The 18,989-nt window shown below is 62.1% G+C and carries 16 protein-coding genes; 9 read left to right on the forward strand and 7 right to left on the reverse strand.

The genetic code is table 11. From position 1 onward, the window contains the following. Nucleotides 1–67 precede the first annotated feature (67 nt). Both panC and panB read right to left on the reverse strand, forming a co-directional pair. Entirely contained in the window at nucleotides 68–925 is an 858-nt protein-coding gene (panC, locus tag G0P99_RS13555) for a pantoate--beta-alanine ligase (RefSeq protein WP_164130664.1), read from the reverse strand. Next, nucleotides 922–1,761: a 3-methyl-2-oxobutanoate hydroxymethyltransferase gene (gene panB / locus G0P99_RS13560; protein ID WP_164130666.1), complete on the reverse strand. Its 840-nt coding sequence runs from the start codon at nucleotides 1,759–1,761 to the stop codon at nucleotides 922–924. Before panB ends, panC begins: the two co-directional genes overlap by 4 nt. A gap of 169 nt (nucleotides 1,762–1,930) precedes the next feature. On the opposite strand from panB, the gene G0P99_RS13565 reads away from it, so the two are divergent. From G0P99_RS13565 to G0P99_RS13590, 6 genes are all read left to right on the forward strand, one after another. Further along, complete coding sequence (locus G0P99_RS13565; protein WP_164130668.1) at nucleotides 1,931–3,418, forward strand: ABC transporter substrate-binding protein; 1,488 nt, start codon at nucleotides 1,931–1,933, stop codon at nucleotides 3,416–3,418. Nucleotides 3,419–3,526: 108 nt separating this feature from the next. Then, nucleotides 3,527–4,474: an ABC transporter permease gene (locus G0P99_RS13570; RefSeq protein ID WP_164130670.1), complete on the forward strand. Its 948-nt coding sequence runs from the start codon at nucleotides 3,527–3,529 to the stop codon at nucleotides 4,472–4,474. Next, nucleotides 4,471–5,286 carry an ABC transporter permease gene (locus tag G0P99_RS13575; RefSeq protein WP_164130672.1) on the forward strand — a complete coding sequence of 272 codons (816 nt, stop codon included), beginning with the start codon at nucleotides 4,471–4,473 and terminating at the stop codon, nucleotides 5,284–5,286. Before G0P99_RS13570 ends, G0P99_RS13575 begins: the two co-directional genes overlap by 4 nt. Beyond that, nucleotides 5,283–6,884 (forward strand): ABC transporter ATP-binding protein, encoded by a 1,602-nt coding sequence (locus G0P99_RS13580; protein ID WP_164130674.1) that lies wholly within the window; start codon nucleotides 5,283–5,285, stop codon nucleotides 6,882–6,884. Before G0P99_RS13575 ends, G0P99_RS13580 begins: the two co-directional genes overlap by 4 nt. Before the next feature lie 461 nt (nucleotides 6,885–7,345). Then, on the forward strand, nucleotides 7,346–8,797 hold the full coding sequence (locus G0P99_RS13585) for an aldehyde dehydrogenase family protein (protein WP_164131166.1): 1,452 nt from the start codon (nucleotides 7,346–7,348) through the stop codon (nucleotides 8,795–8,797). A 2-nt stretch (nucleotides 8,798–8,799) separates the two neighbouring features. Continuing rightward, nucleotides 8,800–9,699: a DMT family transporter gene (locus tag G0P99_RS13590; protein WP_164130676.1), complete on the forward strand. Its 900-nt coding sequence runs from the start codon at nucleotides 8,800–8,802 to the stop codon at nucleotides 9,697–9,699. A 5-nt stretch (nucleotides 9,700–9,704) separates the two neighbouring features. Here the strand turns inward: G0P99_RS13590 and pncB are convergent, their stop codons facing one another. From pncB to pncA, 3 genes are all read right to left on the reverse strand, one after another. Continuing rightward, entirely contained in the window at nucleotides 9,705–10,994 is a 1,290-nt protein-coding gene (pncB, locus tag G0P99_RS13595) for a nicotinate phosphoribosyltransferase (RefSeq protein WP_164131168.1), read from the reverse strand. A gap of 90 nt (nucleotides 10,995–11,084) precedes the next feature. Continuing rightward, entirely contained in the window at nucleotides 11,085–13,319 is a 2,235-nt protein-coding gene (locus tag G0P99_RS13600; RefSeq protein ID WP_164130678.1) for an ATP-binding protein, read from the reverse strand. A gap of 68 nt (nucleotides 13,320–13,387) precedes the next feature. After that, nucleotides 13,388–13,981, reverse strand: a complete 594-nt coding sequence (pncA, locus tag G0P99_RS13605) for a bifunctional nicotinamidase/pyrazinamidase (protein WP_164130680.1) — start codon at nucleotides 13,979–13,981, stop codon at nucleotides 13,388–13,390. 142 nt (nucleotides 13,982–14,123) lie between these two features. On the opposite strand from pncA, the gene G0P99_RS13610 reads away from it, so the two are divergent. From G0P99_RS13610 to G0P99_RS13620, 3 genes are all read left to right on the forward strand, one after another. Beyond that, nucleotides 14,124–15,347, forward strand: a complete 1,224-nt coding sequence (locus G0P99_RS13610; RefSeq protein WP_164130682.1) for an Hsp70 family protein — start codon at nucleotides 14,124–14,126, stop codon at nucleotides 15,345–15,347. Nucleotides 15,348–15,423: 76 nt separating this feature from the next. Continuing rightward, the gene (locus tag G0P99_RS13615) at nucleotides 15,424–16,329 is read left to right on the forward strand and encodes a rhodanese-related sulfurtransferase (RefSeq protein WP_164130684.1); all 906 of its coding nucleotides are present in this window, start codon (nucleotides 15,424–15,426) and stop codon (nucleotides 16,327–16,329) included. A gap of 67 nt (nucleotides 16,330–16,396) precedes the next feature. Next, nucleotides 16,397–16,903, forward strand: a complete 507-nt coding sequence (locus G0P99_RS13620; RefSeq protein ID WP_164130686.1) for a potassium channel family protein — start codon at nucleotides 16,397–16,399, stop codon at nucleotides 16,901–16,903. A 7-nt stretch (nucleotides 16,904–16,910) separates the two neighbouring features. Here the strand turns inward: G0P99_RS13620 and G0P99_RS13625 are convergent, their stop codons facing one another. Continuing rightward, nucleotides 16,911–17,987, reverse strand: a complete 1,077-nt coding sequence (locus tag G0P99_RS13625) for a DUF1513 domain-containing protein (protein ID WP_164130688.1) — start codon at nucleotides 17,985–17,987, stop codon at nucleotides 16,911–16,913. A 3-nt stretch (nucleotides 17,988–17,990) separates the two neighbouring features. Continuing rightward, complete coding sequence (locus tag G0P99_RS13630) at nucleotides 17,991–18,989, reverse strand: imelysin family protein (protein ID WP_164130690.1); 999 nt, start codon at nucleotides 18,987–18,989, stop codon at nucleotides 17,991–17,993.

Here is an 18,989-nt window from a genome sequence, read left to right on the forward strand (position 1 = left end):
CTGCCCCCTGTCATCTTCTCTTGACCCGGGACTGTAGCCGCATTTCCGGCGTGTCAGGAAGCCCCTACTAATCGCTTAGTTGGGGAACCGCGATATTGTCGATCAGCCGGACCCCGTCGAGCCAGGCCGCCACCAGCAGGCGCGCGGGTTCGGTGGGCCGGTCGAGCGCGCGCAGACTGTCCGCCGCGCGCAGTTCGAAATACTCGATATCGACAAAGCCCGCCTCGCCCAGCGTCTCGCGCGCGCCGGACGACAGATCACCAAAGGACGCACCCGCTGCCAGTCGCTCGGCCACCCGCCGCATCACCGGGAAAAGCCGCCCGGCCCGATCCAGCCCCTCCGCCGACAGCCGCGCGTTGCGCGACGACATCGCCAGTCCCGAAGGCTCGCGCACCGTGGGGCAGCCAATCACGGTGATCGGGATATCCAGATCCTGTGCCATGCGGGTCACCAGCATCATCTGCTGATAGTCCTTTTCGCCGAAAAAAGCCCGGTCGGCCCCGGTTTGCAGGAACAGCTTGGCCACCACGGTCGCCACCCCGTCGAAATGACCGGGGCGGAACGCCCCCTCCATCACATCGGTCAGGTCCGAGACCGAAACGGTGGTCGCAAACCCCTCGGGATAGATCTGGTCGGGATCGGGCACATAGGTCACATCGACCCCATAGGGCGCCAGCTTGGCCGCGTCGGCCTCTTCGGTGCGGGGGTATTTGGTCAGATCCTCGGGGCTGTTGAACTGTTTCGGGTTGACGAAAATGGTCACCACCACCCGGTCGCAAGCCGCCTTGGCCGCAGCGACCAGCGACAGGTGGCCATCGTGCAACGCGCCCATCGTGGGAACCACGCCGATGCTCTCACCCGCACGCTTCCATCCGGCGGTGGTGGCGCGCAGATCGGCCAGCTTGCGCAGAATCGGCGCGCTCATGCCTTGGCTCCTTTGACAGGGGCCTGATCGGCAAACACATGTTCCGCCGCCGGAAAGTCGCGTGCGCGCACCTCGGCGGCGTATTCGGCAATCGCCGCCCCGGCCATTGGCCCCAGATCGGCATATCGCTTGACGAATTTCGGTTTGAACGCGGCGAAGAAACCCAGCATGTCATCGACCACCAGGATTTGCCCGTCACACCCGGCCGAAGCGCCGATACCAATGGTGGGGATCGCCACTTCGGCAGTGATCCGGTCGGCCAGCGTCGCAGGTACCTTCTCCAGCACGACCGAGAACGCGCCCGCATCAGCTACCGCATGCGCATCGGCCAGCACCGCCTGGGCCTGATCGTCGCGGCCCTGCACCTTGTACCCGCCCAGCGTGTTGATCGACTGCGGCGTCAGCCCGACATGGGCCATCACCGGAATGCCGCGTTTCACCAGAAACCGGATGGTTTCAGCCATCTCGACCCCGCCTTCCAGCTTGACCGCACCGGCGCCGGTTTCGGCCATCAGCCGGGCGGCATTGCGGAACGCCTGCGCCGGGCTTTCCTCGTAGCTGCCGAATGGCATGTCGATCACCAGCATCGCGCGGTCCAGCCCACGCGCCACCGCCTGACCGTGCAGGATCATCATCTCCATCGTCACGCCCAGTGTGGAACTGAGCCCGTGCAGCACCATGCCGACGCTGTCGCCCACCAGCACGAAATCGCAATGCCCGTCCATCAGCCGCGCCATCGGCGTCGTATAGGCGGTGAGGCTGACCAGCGGCACGCCCCCTTTTCGCGCCCGGATATCCTGGGCATTAGGGGCGGTCTTGTGGGCAGTTGCACTCATTTTCAGTCCTCCGCAGAAAATGTTGCATCGCAGCATAAGTATTTCGCGATCGCAGCGAAAGACCGGTTGCGCCAACAATTCCTTGATTGCCCCGAGGTTTAGGGAAACAGTGAGCCGTGACGCGGCCGCGATGTGGCCGAACCGTTGAAACCGATAGGGGAGAGTTGGAATGAAACGGATTGTAAACCGCGGACTGGTGTCCGGTCTTGCGCTGAGCGCCGCACTTTTTGCCGGCGCCGCCTGGGCAAAGGATGACATCACCATCGCCATGCAGCTGGAACCGCCGCATCTGGACCCGACCAGCGCCGCGGCGCAAGCCATCGACTCGGTGGTCTATGTCAACATCTTCGAGGGGCTGACCCGCTTCATGGGTGATGGATCCATCGTACCCGCCCTGGCCGAAAGCTGGGAGATCTCGGATGACGGCACCGTCTATACCTTCAAGCTGCATGAGGGCGTGACCTTCCACGACGGCTCGGCGATGGATGCCGAGGACGTCAAGTTCAGCCTGGACCGCGCCCGGGCCGAGGACAGCGCCAATGCACAAAAGGCGCTGTTCGCCGGGATCGACAGCGTCGATGTAGTCGATCCGCTGACCGTCAAGGTGACGCTGAAGGAACCGAACGGCAACTTCCTGTTCAATATGGCTTGGGGCGATGCGGTGATCGTGGCGCCCGAGAGCATCGAGAACATCAAGACCGCGCCCGTCGGCACCGGCCCTTACACGCTGGGCGAATGGGTGCAGGGCGACAAGATCGTGCTGAACCGCAATCCGGGGTATTGGGGCGCCGAGCCTGCGCTGGAGCAGGCGACGTTCAAATTCATCTCGGACCCAACCGCTGCCTTCGCCGCGATGATGGCCGAGGATGTGGATGTGTTCACCGGCTTCCCCGCGCCCGAAAACCTGCCGCAATTCGAAGCCGATCCGCGGTTCCAGGTGCTGGTCGGCTCGACCGAGGGCGAAACCATCCTGTCGACCAACAACAAGCAGCCGCCGTTCGACAACATCAAGGTGCGCCAGGCGATGGCCCATGCCATCGACCGTCAGGCGATCATCGATGGGGCGATGTTTGGATATGGCACGCCGATCGGTACCCATTTCGCGCCGCACAACCCGGCTTATGTCGATCTGACCGGCAACTCTGCCTATGACCCCGACAAGGCCAAGGCATTGTTGGCCGAGGCCGGTTTCCCGGACGGGTTTGAAACCACGCTGCATCTGCCACCGCCATCCTATGCCCGCCGCGGCGGCGAGATCATTGCGGCGCAACTGGCGGCGGTCGGCATCAAGGCCGAAATCACCAACGTCGAGTGGGCGCAATGGCTGGAAACTGTGTTCAAGGGCAAGAATTTTGGCCTGACCATCGTCAGTCATACCGAGCCGATGGATATCGGCATCTATGCCCGGCCTGATTACTACTTCCAGTACGACAATCCAGCGTTTCAGGAGCTGATGACGACGCTGAACTCGACCACCGATCCGGACAAGCGGACCGAGTTGATGCAACAGGCGCAACGCATGATTTCCGACGATTACGTGAACGGCTACCTGTTCCAGCTTGCCGCCCTGAGCGTGGCAAAGGCTGGCGTGCAGGGATTGTGGGCCAACGCGCCCACCGCCGCGACCGATCTGTCGGCGATCAGCTGGTCCGAGTAAGGCGCGGGACCATTTTCTGACCCAGAAAATGGCTCAGAAAATCTGCGATTTTCTGGCTCGCCGCTCCGGCGGCGGGTCTTTTATCCGAATGGGTGGCATTGACCCGGCATGCTCCGCTACAGCCTGAAACGCGCGCTCTCGCTTTTGATCAGCCTGGCCGTCGCCAGCCTGGTCATCTTTGCGGTGATCGAGATCGCTCCGGGGGACCCGGCCTCGTTCATGCTGGGGGTCAACGCGCAGCCAGACACGCTGGCGGCGCTGCGCACAGAGTTGGGTCTCGATCAATCAAAGGCCGAACGTTATGTCAGCTGGATCACTGGTATGCTGCGCGGTGATTTCGGCACCTCCTACACCTATCGCACGCCTGTCTCGCAGATGATCGCAGACAGGATGTGGGTGTCGTTGCCTCTGGCGCTTTACGCGCTGGCGTTGTCGACGGCCATCGCCTTTCCTGCTGGCATCTATGCTGCGTCACGTCGCGGCAAGGTGGGTGATCTGACCGTGATGAGTGCAACCCAACTGGGTGTCGCCATTCCGAATTTCTGGTTCGCCATGATGCTGGTGCTGGTCTTTGCCATCAATCTGCGCTGGTTCAACGCGGGCGGCTTTTCCGGCTGGGACAAGGGGCTGGTAGCGGGCCTGCATTCGCTGACCCTGCCCGCCATCGCGCTGGCCCTGCCGCAAGCCGCGATCCTGGCGCGGGTGATGCGCTCGGCGCTTCTCGATATCCTGGGCGAGGATTTCATGCGTACCGCCCGCGCCAAGGGTCTCAGCCGTCGGCAGGCACTGTGGCGGCACGGATTGCGCAATGCTCTGATCCCGGTGTTGACCATCATCGGCCTGCAATTCTCTTTCCTGCTGGCGGGATCGATCATCATCGAGCAGGTGTTCTATCTGCCCGGCCTTGGTCGGCTCGTGTTCCAGTCTATTTCCTCCCGTGACCTGATCGTTGTGGAATCGGTCGTCATGCTGCTGGTCTTTGCGGTGATCACCGTCAATTTTCTGGTCGATCTGGCCTATGCAGCCGTCGATCCGCGCCTGAGGTCCCGGACATGAGCCGCAACCTGATCCTGGGTGCGGGCTTGTCTTCGCTGGTGGTGCTGGCCGCGCTCCTCTCGTTCGTCTGGACGCCCTATGACTACGCCGCACTGAACATTCCGGCCAAGCTGCAAACCCCGAATGCGCAGCACTGGTTCGGCACCGACCATTTCGGGCGCGACATGTTCTCCATGATCATGGTCGGCGCGCGAACCTCGATCGCGGTGGCCCTGCTTGCAGTGGGCATCGGCATGAGCCTGGGCGTGCCCCTGGGCCTGGCGGCCGCGGCGCGCAAGGGGTCGTGGCTGGACGAGCTGATCATGCGCGGCAACGATCTGGTCTTTGCCTTCCCCTCGCTGGTGATCGCCATCTTGATCACCGCCGTATTCGGCGCCGGTGCCGTCAACGCCATCATCGCTATCGGCATCTTCAACATCCCGGTCTTCGCCCGTATCACCCGTGGCGCGGCGCTGAGCCTGTGGGAGCGCGAGTTCATCATGGCCGCGCGCGTCGCGGGCAAGGGCGCGGCGCGTATCTCGGCCGAGCACATCCTGCCCAACGTGGCCAACCTGCTGATCGTGCAGGGCACCATTCAGTTCTCGCTGGGCATCCTGGCCGAAGCCGGGCTGAGCTATGTCGGCCTTGGCGCGCAGCCGCCGACTCCCAGTTGGGGCCGGATGCTGGCCGATGCTCAGACCATGGTCAGCTTTGCCCCGCATCTGGCTTTGATTCCGGGGTTTGCCATCATCCTGACCGTGCTGGGGCTGAACCTGATGGGCGACGGTCTGCGCGACTGGCTCGATCCGCGCATTCGGGTGGCCCGGTCATGAGCTTGTTGCAGATCAGGGACCTGTCATTGTCGATCCACGGGATCGAGATTCTGCGACGTGTCAACCTGACCATCGCTCCGGGTGAAATCGTGGCCGTCACCGGCGAAAGCGGGTCGGGCAAGTCGATGACGGCCCTGGCGGTGATGCAACTGATGCCCGCTGGCAGCACGGCAACCGGGTCCATCCTGCTGGACGGCGAAGAGGTGCTCGACCTGCCCGAGGATCGGATGTGCCAGTTGCGCGGGGCCTCGGTTGGAATGGTGTTTCAGGAACCGATGACGGCGCTGAACCCGGTCAAGACCATTGGCGATCAGGTCATGGAAACGATCCTGATCCACCGGGCCATGCCCCGCGACAAGGCCGAGGAACGCGCGCGCGAGGTACTGGCGCGCGTGGGTCTGCCCCCCGAACGCTATCCGCTCGGCCGGTATCCGCATGAACTGTCGGGCGGTCAGCGGCAAAGGGTGGTGATCGCCATGGCGATTGCCCTGCGCCCGAAACTCCTGATCGCGGATGAGCCGACGACGGCGCTGGACGTGACCACGCAGGCACAGATCCTCGACCTGATCAAAGGTCTGGTCCGCGAGTACGGCATGGGCATGCTGATGATCACCCATGACCTCGCGGTTGTCGCCGATATGGCCGATCACATCGCCGTCATGCGACATGGTGAAGTGGTCGAAGCCGCTCCAACCCGCCAGTTGCTGACCGGGATGACGCATCCCTATACCAAGATGTTGTTTGCGGCGTCAGAACATCAGGTCACCCTACCTGAACCAGGCGGTCAGGTGCCCCTGCTGGCCGTGGCCAATGTCGTTCGCGATTATCCGTTGCCCCGCACAAGCCTTTTTGCACGACCGGGTCAACATCGTGCCGTGGACCATGTCAGCTTTACCCTGCACCAAGGAGAGCGTCTGGGTTTGGTCGGAGAATCCGGTTGCGGCAAGTCTACCCTGACCCGTGCGATCCTGGGATTGGAGCCGGTGCAAGCCGGCCATATCCTGCTGGATGGTCAACCGGTCTATACCGGTAACAAGGCCAATCTGGCGGTCCGCCGCAAGATGCAGGTGGTGTTTCAGGACCCATACGGGAGCTTCAATCCGCGCCACCGGGTCGACCGGTTGGTGACCGAACCCTTTCACCTTTTGGAACACCCGCCAGTGGGCTCGGAAAGGCGCGACCGTATCGCCGAGATGCTGACAGCGGTCGGCCTCTCGCCCGACGACTCGGGCAAGTATATTCACGAGTTTTCCGGTGGCCAGCGCCAGCGGATCGCCATTGCGCGGGCGCTGATCATCCGCCCCCAACTCATCCTGTTCGACGAAGCGGTTTCAGCGCTTGACGTTTCGGTGCGTGCGCAGATCCTCGACCTGCTGGCCGATCTGTGTACCACTTATGATCTGACCTATCTGTTCATCAGCCATGACCTGAGTGTGGTGAGGACGATCACCGACCGGGTGATGGTCATGCAGGCGGGCCGTATCGTCGAGCAGGGTGATACGGATCAGGTCTTTTCAGACCCGCAGCATCCCTACACCGAGGCACTGATTGCTGCCGCCCCACGATTGCCGCGCCGTCACCCCTTGATCTCGCAATGATCGCTTTGGCCCGCATCCGCCGAGAGGAAAGCATCGAACTCATCGCGGCCATGACACCCTATCTGGCAGAGGTGGCGCCGAGCGTGCCCTTGGCGGTCGAAGAAATGGCGATGCGCTATTTGCGCGACGCAGGCAGGATCGCCTATTGGATTGTCTTCAAAGGGCGCAAAGCAGGGTTCGCTCTGGTTCATATCCACCCCTGCGGCCAGCGGGAGCTGGCGGAATACACCGTATTTCCATCGTTCCGACGACAGGGTTTGGGCAGAGGGGCGGCGCGATCCGTCTTTACTCAGCATCCCGGGCGATGGCGTTTTGGGGTCGCTTCGGGCTCGGCCATGGCGGACGGGTTCTGGCAAACCTGCCTTTCCGGGATGCGGGGGGTTGCCAATTTGCGCCGATGCTCTCCAATTACGCCGCATCAAGGTTACAGTTACGCTTTCGACTTCGAAAAGGAGACCGACATGTCGCTACCTCTCTGGTTCGACGCCTCTCTTTGTCTTGTGGGTGGGGTTTGGCAACCGGCCAAAAGTGGCGCGACCCTGCCCTTGGTCAATCCGTCTGACGGATCGGAAATCTGCCGGATCGCGCGCGGTGGCGCCGATGATGTCGATGCCGCAGTTGCTGCTGCCGAGGCGGCACTGAATGGCGACTGGGGCCGGATGACCGCAACCGAACGCGGTCGCATCCTGACGCGCCTTGGCCAACTGGTGCTGGAACGGGTCGAAGATCTGGCCGTGATCGAAGCGGCCGACGTGGGCAAGCCGCTGACGCAAGCCCGCGCCGATGCCGTGGCGCTGGCACGTTATTGTGAGTTCTACGGCGGTGCCGCTGACAAGGTCATGGGCGAGACGATCCCCTATCTTGACGGTTATACCGTCTATACCCTGCGCGAGCCGCATGGCGTCACCGGCCATATCGTGCCCTGGAACTATCCGATGCAGATCATCGGCCGCTCGGTTGGTGCGGCACTTGCGATGGGCAATGCCTGCGTGTTGAAACCGGCGGAAGAGGCGTGCCTGACCGCGCTGGCCTTTGCCGATCTGGCGATACAGGCAGGGCTGCCAGCAGGTGCGCTGAACGTGGTGCCAGGACTCGGCGCCGAGGCGGGCGCGGCGCTGTCCGGCCACCCGGGCGTGCATCATATCTCGTTCACCGGATCGGTCGCTACTGGCGCGCTGGTGCAACAGGCGGCCGGGCGCAACGTGGTGCCGGTGACGCTGGAACTGGGCGGCAAGTCGCCGCAACTGGTATTCGACGATGCCGATCTGGATGCCGCGCTGCCATTCCTGGTGAATGCCGGGTGCCAGAATGCCGGACAGACCTGCTCTGCCTCTTCCCGCATCCTGGCGCAGCGCGGTGTCTACGAAGAGGTCAAGGCGCGCATGTCTGCGGCCTATGCCGATCTGACCGTTGGCCCCGCGATGGAGGATTTGCGGGTGGGTCCGCTGATCTCGGCCCGGCAAAAGGAGATCGTGACCGGTTTCCTGGCAAAGGGCGCCGATCTGACCATTGCGGCACAGGGGCGGATCGTCGACCATGCACCCGAAACCGGGGCCTATGTCCGACCGACGCTGTTCGCCGATGTGCCGCCCGATCATGCGCTGGCCCGGGACGAGATTTTCGGCCCGGTGCAGGTTCTTATCCCCTTTGACACCGAGGACGAAGCGGTCGAGATCGCAAACAGCACCGATTATGGCCTTGTCGCCAGTATCTGGTGCCGTGACGGCGCGCGCCAGATGCGGTTGGCCAAACGGCTTCGGGCGGGCCAGGTCTTTATCAACAATTACGGTGCTGGTGGCGGGGTTGAACTGCCTTTTGGCGGGGTTGGCAAGTCCGGCCATGGCCGGGAAAAGGGGTTCGAAGCGCTTTACGGTTTCTCTCAACTCAAGACCGTCGCCGCGCGGCACGGCTGACGATGAATGGGCGCAGCGGCGATAACGTGATCCTTGCCATCGCTCTGTCGCTGCTGGCGCTTGTCCTGTTCGATCTGATGGGGCTGATCATCAAGCTTTTGTCGCCGCGATACTCAGCCGCCGAGCTTTCAGCCTATCGCAACTTTTTCGGCATTTTTCCCAGCCTCATTGCGCTGTGGTCCTCGCGTGCTTGGCGCGCGGCCGGCCGGCCCTGGCGGCTGCGTCAGTGGAAACTGGGGTTTCTGCGCGGGGTCTACGTCACTTTTGCGCAGTTCCTGTTCTACTATTCCCTCGGCGTGATGGCTTTTGCCACCGCGTCGACCATCACCTATGCCAATGCCATCTTCATGACTGCGCTGGCCGTCCCGCTGTTGGGCGAGCGGGTGGGCGGGATGCGCTGGCTGGCGGTGTTGCTCGGTTTTGCCGGTGTGCTGATGGTGATGAAACCGGGTAGCGAGACATTCACGCTGGATGCGCTCGCACCTTTGGGGGCGGCGTTTCTCTACGCGCTGGCCGGGGTTTCGGCCCGTCTGATGGACCCAGAGGTGCCCAGTCCGCTGATCAATCTCTATTCGGTGATCTCGGCACTCGTCGGTGCGCTGGCGCTGGCGTTCTACGCGGGCGGTTTTACCCCTATCGCCGATATCCGCGATCTGGCTTGGGTTGCGGCAATGGGAGCTTTTGGCGGCACTGCGGTTTTGTGCCTGGTGGTCTCGTACCGCATGACCGAACAAAGCAACCTTGCCCCGTTCAGCTATTTCGGCATCCCCATCGCCTTTGTCGCCGGCTGGCTGGCCTTTGACGAGGCACCCTGGGGCGACCTGTTCCCGGGGGCACTGTTCATCGTCGCCGGTGGTCTGCTGGTCATCTGGCGCGAACGACGGTTGGCGCGGCGTCCGTGACGGGTTCAGACAACAACCTGGATGCGGTCCTGTTCCCCAACCCCGAACACGCGCTTGTAGCGGGCGACCTCATCCGCCGGTCCCATCGCCTTTTCCGGGTTGTCGCTGAGCTTGACGGTCGGATGTCCATTTGCCGAAACGGCCTTGCAAACCAGCGAAAATGGCGCCAGCCCATTGTCCGGGACAAGGCCGCGAAAATCGTTGGTCAACAGCGTGCCCCAGCCGAACGAGACCTTGGCCCGGCCCGAAAACTGCCGGTGCAACTCGACGATCTTGTCCACGTCCAGACCGTCGGAGAAGATGATGCGTTTCTGTGTGGGGTCCTCGCCGCGTGACTTCCACCAGGCAATTGCGGTTTCAGCCCCTTTCGCCGGGTCGCCACTGTCGATGCGGATCCCTGTCCATCCCGCCAGCCAGTCCGGCGCCCGGTCAAGAAAACCGGCTGTGCCATAGGTATCGGGCAGGATGATGCGCAGATTGCCATCGTGCTCTTCGTGCCAGTCGCTGAGCACATCATAGGGGGCCCGCGCCAGGGCTGCGTCGTCTTTTGCCAGGGCAGAGTAGACCATGGGCAGTTCGTGTGCATTCGTGCCGATAGCCTCGACTTCTCGCCGCATGGCGATAAGGCAGTTCGAGGTGCCGGTAAATTTTGTCCCCAGACCTTCGATCATCGCCTGCACGCACCAGTCCTGCCACAGAAACGAATGCCGCCGCCGCGTACCGAAATCGGCAATGGTCAGCCCGTCGATCTGGCGCAGGCGTTCGATCTTTTCCCAGACGCGGGTCATGGCGCGGGCGTAGAGGATCTGCAACTCGAACCGGCGCATGTCATTGAGTACCGCGCGCGACCGCAATTCCATCAAGACGGCAAGTGCGGGGATTTCCCACAACATCACCTCGTGCCACTTACCTTCAAACGTCAGCTCGTATTGGTCGTTTCTGCGTTCCAGATGATAGGGCGGCAATTGCAGGCCTTCGAACCATTCCATGAAATCCGGCCGGAACATCTGGCGTTTGCCGTAGAACGTGTTGCCGCGCAGCCAGGTGCTTTCGCCCCGGCTCAGTCGCAAGGAACGGATGTGGTCCAGTTGTTCGCGCAACTCGCCCTCGTCGATCAGCCGGGCCAACGGGATTCGCGTGGTCCGGTTGATCAGGGAAAACGTTACATCCGTGTCGGGCTTGTTGCGGAACACCGACTGGCACATCAACAGCTTGTAAAAATCAGTGTCGATCAGCGACCTGACGATCGGATCTATTTTCCATTTGTGGTTATAGACTCGGGTTGCAATATCCACTGGGCCTGCCTCGTCATCTGGGTCAGCCATGGATACGCCAGCAGAACCGGTATGGCAATTCAGGGCAATACGGTTCGCTGTCCCGCCTGATCAGGCGGTTCGGTGCACCGTGGCCGGATCGGTACGATGCACAAGATGCTCGAGCAGACAGGAGATCAGTTCGGATCTGCCCACCGGTTTGCTCAGAAAGTCGTTCATTCCGGCATCCAGGCACGCCTTGCGGTCACTGTCATAGGCATTTGCCGTAAGCGCCACGATCGGGAGCCGCGTACTCCCTGACTCGCGGATGAGCCGGGTGGCCTCGATCCCGCTCAGGTGCGGCATCGACATATCCATGAACACGATGTCAGGATCCAGGGACTTGGCTTTCTCCACGACCTGCCGACCATCACATGCGAATTCGAGCTGCACCGGCAGATCTGCCAGGAATTTCGCGATCAATAGCCTGTTGATCTTGTTGTCATCCGCGACAAGAACAATGCGCCCGTCCAGCTGCGCAAGAACGTCGTCCGCGATCTTCATCTGCCGGCCAGGGCCGTTGCTCTGAGCCGGGGGCCCTAGGGGCAACCGCAGAGAGAAACACGATCCCTCTCCCAGGGTCGATTCCACCGTGAGCTTGCCTCCCATCAACCCGACCAGTTCGCGAGAGATGGCCAGACCCAACCCGGTACCGCCATAAGTCCGGGTGGTGTTGGCCTCGGCCTGCGAGAAACGTTCGAAAATATGCTCGATCTTTTCGGCCGGGATACCGATGCCGGTGTCTTCGACTTCGATAACCGCAGTATGGCCTATGGCTGCCTCCTCTACCGACAGACGTAGACAAACGTTGCCGTGCTCGGTGAACTTCACCGCGTTTCCCAGCAGGTTGATCAGGATCTGTCGCAGACGCCCGTCATCGGCATGCACGATTTCCGGTACTTCGGTCAGCGTCTCAAGCGAAAGCCTTAGCCCTTTGCTGTTGGCCTGAGGTCGGATCAGGCGCACCGTGTCCGACAGGCAGGCCAGCAGATCAAAGTCGACCGGATGGATTTCCATCTTGTGGGCATCCAGCCGGGACAGATCCAGAACGTCGTTGATGATCGCCAGCAGGGCGGCCGCCGAACTCTTTATCGTTTCGACATATTCATTCTGCTCCTCGGTTAGGGCGGTTCCAGAAAGCAGCTCGGCCATTCCGACCACGCCATTCATCGGGGTTCTGATTTCGTGGCTCATCGTTGCCAGGAAGTCGGCTTTCGCCCTGGCCCCATCCTCGGCGGCTTCGCGCGCTGCGGCCAGTTCCTGTTCGTGGGACTTCCCCAAGGTAATGTCGCGCTCCACCGCCACCGTCATTTCGACATTGCCGTCCTCGTCGACGATGGGCACCATGTTTACATCCATCCAGATCGGCTGACCGTGCTTGGTCACGTTCAGGATTTCGCCGCGAAAATTCTTCCCTGCCGTGATCGCGGCCGCGATCGAATCCGAGATCGTCAGATCGGTTTCCGGCCCGTTCAACAACTCGCCTGGCAGCTTGCCTCTGGCTTCTTCGGCCAAAAAACCGGTGATCCGGGTAAAAGCTTCGTTCGTCCAGACAATTCGCCCTGTCGCATCCGATACGATGACGCTGTCGTTGGCGTTACGCGCGACAAGTGACAATTGGTGTGCTTCTTTCTGGTGACGGACCAGATCGCGGCCCTGTTCCATCAGGCGCAGGGTCGTGCGCCGATGCGCGTTAAAACCGGAGTTCACGAACATCAGGAAGAGCGCCACCATGAAGGCGAGCATCGCGGTGCCGCTGGCGTCCATCAGGAAAACGGAGTCCACGCGTTTCGCGGCCAGGACATCAAATGCAAAAATGGACAGCGTGACCAGGGCATAGACAGTCAACCGGACTGCTCCGGCCGCCGGATGAAACGGCAGCACCAGACCGGCATTGATCGCCGCTCCGGCCACAAAGGCAATTGTAAACAGGGGCGAATACCCGCTGAATTCGCCGAACCAGGCCAGCAAGACGCATACCGCTATTGTCAGCGATTGCACCAGGGCCGTGATCGAGCTGAGAAACAGCATCTTGCGGAGATTGTGACCCGTTTCGAGGAACTGCGGCAGGCGCGACAAGAACAGGCAATCCACCAATTCGCCGAACAAGGCGACAAGAACAACAATGGCCCCCGTTTCAGGGCCTTCGGACAAGGTCAGTGCCAGACCGCCGCTGAATGTCATGATCTGGCGGTTGCCGAAATTCCTGACTCGACCCTTTGCATAGCGGATCAAGAGGCCGCGGCGGCTATACCGCCGCTCGAATTCCGCCAGTTGGTCGGCTTCGTGCGACCCGGTATCTTGCATCGGCGAACCCCGGGATAACGTGGACATGTGTCCAAGGTTCTAGCCCGGGAGACCTTAACAAATGGCAACTATGAGATCAGTTTCACACCGGCCGACGTCATCGCGTCGATCCCGGCCTGCAAGGAGCCGTCAAGGTCGATCGCACGGCAGGCGTTCATCTGCACCGTGACGTCGAAACCCAGGCGCGCCGCATCTACGGCCGAATAGTGAACGCAAAAATCGGTCGCAAGACCGACTAGGGTCAGCCGGTCTATGCCGCGGTTGCGCAGATAACCCTCCAGTCCGGTCGGAGTTGTCTTGTCGTTTTCGAAGAACCCCGAGTAGCTGTCGATCCCGGCGCGAAACCCCTTGCGAATGATCAGATCCGCATCGGTGACAAGGTCGGGATGGAATTCTGCCCCGCGTGTATTCTGAACGCAGTGATCCGGCCACAGAACCTGGGGGCCATAGGGCATCTGGATCAGTTCAAACGGCGTGGCGCCTGAATGGGCGGACGCAAAGGATGAATGCAGCGCCGGGTGCCAGTCCTGCGTCAGGATCACGGCGTCGAAATCGCGCATCATCGCGTTGATCAATGGCACAACCGCATCGCCATCGGGCACCGCCAGCGCGCCACCGGGGCAAAAATCGTTCTGAACATCAATCACGATCAGGCCATGCATGGCTATCTCCCTTTTTGGATCGACACTAGCGTGCGGGCGAGGCATGCAAAAGCACCCTTTGAACCTCACGCCGCGCAAAGACCGTTGCGACGGGCTGCTCCCGGATGTATCCGGGCCCTTTCGCGCGGACCCGGAGAGGATCATGACACGTCTTGGCGTGGATTTCGGAACGTCGAACACTGCCGCCGGGCTGGTGCAGGCCGGGCATCCCCGGATTCTGCCTCTGGAGCCTGGTGCGCAGACCCTGCCGACGGCGGTGTTCGTCGATTTTGACAGCCGTCGCTATGTCTATGGCAGCGACGCAGCCCGCGCCATGATGGACGGGCAAGAGGGCCGCTTTCTCCGCGCGCTGAAGAGCGTTCTCGGCACCCCTCTGGCCCGCGAACCCCGCATGTTTCTGAACGAGCGTTTGACCCTGGTCGAAGTGATCGCCCGCTTTCTCGCCGAGATCCGGGAGCGCGCCGAAAAGCTCAGCGGGCAAAGGTTTGACCGCGTCCTGTCGGGCCGACCCGTCCATTTCCATTCCGCAGCACCTGATCGTGACGCCCAAGCCCGTATTGACCTGCGCGACGCTTATCTGCTGGCCGGGTTCCGCGATGTAGACTTTCTGCCCGAGCCCGAGGCGGCGGCCCTGGCGGTGGCGGAACAGGGCCGGATGCTGATCGTCGATATCGGCGGCGGCACCTCGGATTTTACCCTGTGTCACCGGCGAGGCGTGACAACCCAAGTTTTGGCGAGCCGCGGCTTGCGCATCGGCGGTACCGATTTTGACCGGATATTGAGCCTGGAACATGCGATGCCGTTGCTGGGATACGAGACCAGGATCGGCGCCGAACTGGGCGATGCCAGCCACAGCGCGCCCCGGGCGCTGTTCCACGATCTGGCGAGTTGGGAAAAAATCGCCTTTGTCTATGACCCCGCCATCTTGCGCGAGGTGAGACGCTGGGCACGCCTGGCTGAACAGCCGCGCCTGTTCGAACGCCTGGCCGAGGTGCTGGAATCGCATCTGGGCCACGATGTGGCCTATGCGGTCGAAACGGGCAAGATCGCTGCCAACGGGGCCGAGGCGGGTCGCATTACGCTCGATATTATCGAACGCGGTCTAGGGGCTGATCTGTGTAATGCCGCGATGCAAGCGGCGCTGGCCGGTTTCGCCGACGAAATCGCAGGCTGCGCGATGCAGACTGTGCGCGATGCGGGGGTCTCGCCGGACAGTGTCGATCAGGTCGTTTTTGTGGGCGGTTCCAGCCTGATGGGGGTGATCCGGTCGGCGATGGGTCGCGTCTTGCCCGGAGCCCGGCAACAGGATTCCGAGGTGTTCACCGCCGTGGTGCATGGCCTTATCCTGGCCAGTGAGACTCAATAAAACAACATCGAAAACGCATGTTTCGCCATATATCGCGCCTCTTGAAATCGCGGGCAGCGGGGCGTATGGCGCGGGCATGTACACGATCGCCGCTCTCTATCATTTCACCCGTTTCCCCGATCCTGCCGCGCTGAAACCGGCGTTGTTGACCCTGTGCCAGGCGCAGGATGTCAAGGGCACGCTGTTGCTGGCAAAGGAAGGCATCAACGGCACCATCGCCGGCCCCCGCGCCGGGATTGATGCGGTGCTGGCCCATATTCGCGCCCTGCCGGGTTGTGCCGATCTGGAGTGGAAAGAAGCCCAGAGCGACCATCCGCCCTTTGGCAAGATGAAGGTGCGGCTGAAGAAAGAGATCGTGACCATGGGCCAGCCGGATGTCGATCCGCTGGCCAAAGTCGGACATTACGTGGAGCCGCAGGATTGGAACGACCTGATCCGGTCGGAGGATGTCGTGGTGATCGACACCCGCAACGACTATGAGGTGGCAATCGGAACGTTCGAAGGCGCCATCGACCCCAGGACAGACAGTTTCCGCGAATTCCCCGCCTGGTGGGAGGCCAACAAGGAACGGTTTCACAACAAACGGGTGGCGATGTTCTGCACCGGTGGTATTCGGTGCGAGAAATCCACCAACTATCTGCTGGGGCAGGGGGTCGAGCAGGTCTATCACCTCAAGGGTGGCATCCTGCGCTATCTCGAAGAGATGCCCGCCGATAACAGCACCTGGCAGGGCGAGTGTTTTGTGTTCGACAACCGGGTCTCGGTCGGCCACGGATTGGTCGAGGGGCCGCACGAACTGTGCCATGGCTGCCGCCGCCCGATCCTGCCCGAGGACCGCAAACGCCCGGAATACGAGCATGGGGTCAGCTGTCATCTCTGCATCAATGAAACGACTGACGCGGACAAAACGCGCTTTCGCGAACGGCAGAAACAGATCGCGTTGGCCCGCGCGCGCGGAGAAGAACACCTCGGCAGCCACTGAACCGCTGCGCGCTTGCTAGATCTCGACGGACAAGAGATGATCGAAGCCGGAGATCGAGGAGCACGACATGGCCAAACCGCATTCCCTGACGCGCGAGTGGCGCGGAACTATGATAGCCGCAGGCGGCATGGTCATCGTCAGCAGCCTGGCATTCCGTATTTTGTCAAATGTTGACGAAGGCCTTGCTGGCGGCACCCTGGGTACGATTTCTACACTCGTCCTGGCGGCGTGGCTGCTGATGCAGCTCTGGACCTATGTCGTTCGGATCGGTCAGCCCAAGCATCAGGTCGTGCTGATGGGCATCTCTTTTATCCAGTCGGTGCCCTTCCTTTACGCGGCGGTCTATGCCTCGTTCGGGTACACGGACGGTTGTGTTCTGGGGGCGGATCGTGCCTCGGAACTGCTGTATTTCTCTTATGTCACCTTCACCACGGTCGGCTATGGCGATCTGCAACCCGTCGGCATGTGCCGTGGCCTGGCCGTGGCCGAGGCGGTGACCGGCTACATCCTGCTTGGCCTGTTCGTGTCGGCGGCGGTGGCCGTCGCCTCGCATCAGCGCCAGTCCAAGGAGTAGCATTGGCTTACCCCGCGTTGATGGGAATCAGGTGATTGTCCCATGCAATTCTGGCCCGGCTCAGCGACGCGCCATCAATCCATTGCAGTTGTCCCGTCCCTGACGAGGTGAGCAAACGGCCACCCAGCAGACCCAGCCCGCACACGTCCTCGATCTCGACACTCTGCGCAATTCTGCCTGTGGTCACGTTGCTCAGCTGAACACGGCCACCGCGCGGCGATGACACGGCGACCTGTGCGCCCCCGTCGAAGAACGCGACACTGCCGCCATAGCCGTTCATGGCGCGCATCTCGATCTCACTACCGGGAACGGCTCGGGGCGCCGCGCCCCTCTTGTGCAATCCCAGAACAGGGCGCAGTTCGGTCTCCTCGCCTTGCCACTGCATGGCAAAGGCCACCAACCCGTCGCCGCTGACATCAAGATGCCGGATCGAGTTCTGCCGGTGTTCGGGCGGCATCTGTACCACCTCCAGAACCGCACCATCCAGCGACAGATAGGCGAGGTTGGGTTGCATCACGGGCAGGTTCAGCTTGGCCCGGCCGCTGTCCGGGTGGGTCTCGACCCCGCCATTGGCGACGACCAGCGTCCGGTCATCGGGCATCAGCCGCATTTCATGCGGCCCGACTCCGGCCGAGGACACCTCTCCCATCCGGCGGTATCCAGCGGTTGCATCCCAAAGACCGATGCGGCCTTCGCCCGCTTCAAAATCGTTTTCCGTGGTGAACAGTGTCGCTCCATCGGGAGAAAACATACCATGGCCGTAGAAATGCCGCCCCTCGGGGGCGGAAAGCCGCGCGATCTCGGCCCCGGTCACGCAGTTCAGCACCACGGCGAACCGTCCCGGGCGCCGGGCAAAGGCGACCGCTACGGGCCGGTCGGGATGGGCGGCGGCGGCATGGCCCCGGTCGGGGATGGGAATGCGAAAGGTTGGGGCGCCCTGATGGCTGACCCCGTAGAGGAAGTAAGCGCCATCAGGCGCCCGACCAGCGCTCAATAACGCGGGGGCGCCCGCATCCGCCCAACTGAGCCTCGGTGTCAGGCTCGCCGCTAACAGTCCTGCCAGGAAACCGCGTCTGTTGCGCATCTCTCAATCTCCGTCCAATGAGTTGAACCCGGCCGAAACGCCCAGCTTGGGGCCAAGGTCCTTTGCCACCGCTTCGCGGATCTCGTTCACCCGCTGTTGCAAGGCTTCGATACGAATCCGGCGGCTTGGGCTGGTGACCCCAGCCAGCGTGGGGTCGTCAATCCGGCTTGCAGCCTCCAGCGCCAGATCGAATTTCGCGGCCAGTTCGGTTTGCAACTGCTCATCACCTTGAGCCAGCAGCAGCGCCAGTTCCCGCTGCGATGTCAGGGCGGTGCGAACCAGGTCCAGAGACAGGCCAGAGCGCCACATCTCGGCCCGTGTCGAGCGCGGCTTGTCATAGGTGCCCAGCGGCCGTCCCAACCGTAACTCAGCCGTCATTTGCAGACCGGTTCCCAGCGCCTTGAAGAACTCCTGAAGCACCTCCGCCTCGGACTGATATGTACCTCCCGGCGCCGGGCTGCGCATCAGGGCGGCATAGCGGTCGTGCCAGTCGGCGGCCATGTCACGTGCCAGCCGGGCACCGTCGGCGGCGATAGCGCGGATCAAGGAGCAGCGGTATTCGGCGGTGCCAGTGGTCGTAATCCTTTCGTCAAACAGCAGGTATTCCAGCGCGTAGAGACCCCGCGCCGCCACCGAAACCTCTGCAAAGGCGGCGCTGTCGGAAACGGCCTGATCCTCGGTCACGATCAGGCCAGTCAACGCCTTGGGGGTCATACCCCGAGTGTCCGGCCAAAAGGCAAGCGCAAAGTCGCGGTTTTCCGCCTCGGTCGGGCCGAACCGCATATGGCTGACAGCGGTCCAGGCTTTGACTGCGTCGGTAAACGCCCCTCGCAGTGGGGCCGAGGCCATGCTGCAATCTGCGTCCGCCATGGCGGACAAAGTCTGCGTCCTGGCCTCCAGCCGGTCGAACCCGGGCAGGACATGGGTATCCAGAATGTCATTTCCTGTATCGGCCCATGCCATACCTGCCAGGAACAAGGGGAAGAGCAAGATACGGATCAT

This window comes from Ruegeria sp. PrR005 (assembly GCF_010500245.1).
Lineage (GTDB): Bacteria > Pseudomonadota > Alphaproteobacteria > Rhodobacterales > Rhodobacteraceae > Ruegeria_B > Ruegeria_B marisflavi.

Excerpts from the sequence above, each read along its gene's own strand:
- G0P99_RS13610 (WP_164130682.1), top strand. The coding sequence starts at position 14,124 with ATGACACGTCTTGGCGTGGATTTCGGAACGTCGAACACTGCCGCCGGG.
- G0P99_RS13590 (WP_164130676.1), top strand. The coding sequence starts at position 8,800 with ATGAATGGGCGCAGCGGCGATAACGTGATCCTTGCCATCGCTCTGTCG.
- G0P99_RS13615 (WP_164130684.1), top strand. The coding sequence starts at position 15,424 with ATGTACACGATCGCCGCTCTCTATCATTTCACCCGTTTCCCCGATCCT.
- G0P99_RS13575 (WP_164130672.1), top strand. The coding sequence starts at position 4,471 with ATGAGCCGCAACCTGATCCTGGGTGCGGGCTTGTCTTCGCTGGTGGTG.
- G0P99_RS13620 (WP_164130686.1), top strand. The coding sequence starts at position 16,397 with ATGGCCAAACCGCATTCCCTGACGCGCGAGTGGCGCGGAACTATGATA.
- pncA (WP_164130680.1), bottom strand. The coding sequence starts at position 13,981 with ATGCATGGCCTGATCGTGATTGATGTTCAGAACGATTTTTGCCCCGGT.
- G0P99_RS13565 (WP_164130668.1), top strand. The coding sequence starts at position 1,931 with ATGAAACGGATTGTAAACCGCGGACTGGTGTCCGGTCTTGCGCTGAGC.
- G0P99_RS13625 (WP_164130688.1), bottom strand. The coding sequence starts at position 17,987 with ATGCGCAACAGACGCGGTTTCCTGGCAGGACTGTTAGCGGCGAGCCTG.
- G0P99_RS13585 (WP_164131166.1), top strand. The coding sequence starts at position 7,346 with ATGTCGCTACCTCTCTGGTTCGACGCCTCTCTTTGTCTTGTGGGTGGG.
- panB (WP_164130666.1), bottom strand. The coding sequence starts at position 1,761 with ATGAGTGCAACTGCCCACAAGACCGCCCCTAATGCCCAGGATATCCGG.
- panC (WP_164130664.1), bottom strand. The coding sequence starts at position 925 with ATGAGCGCGCCGATTCTGCGCAAGCTGGCCGATCTGCGCGCCACCACC.
- G0P99_RS13580 (WP_164130674.1), top strand. The coding sequence starts at position 5,283 with ATGAGCTTGTTGCAGATCAGGGACCTGTCATTGTCGATCCACGGGATC.
- G0P99_RS13630 (WP_164130690.1), bottom strand. The coding sequence starts at position 18,989 with ATGATCCGTATCTTGCTCTTCCCCTTGTTCCTGGCAGGTATGGCATGG.
- G0P99_RS13600 (WP_164130678.1), bottom strand. The coding sequence starts at position 13,319 with ATGCAAGATACCGGGTCGCACGAAGCCGACCAACTGGCGGAATTCGAG.
- G0P99_RS13570 (WP_164130670.1), top strand. The coding sequence starts at position 3,527 with ATGCTCCGCTACAGCCTGAAACGCGCGCTCTCGCTTTTGATCAGCCTG.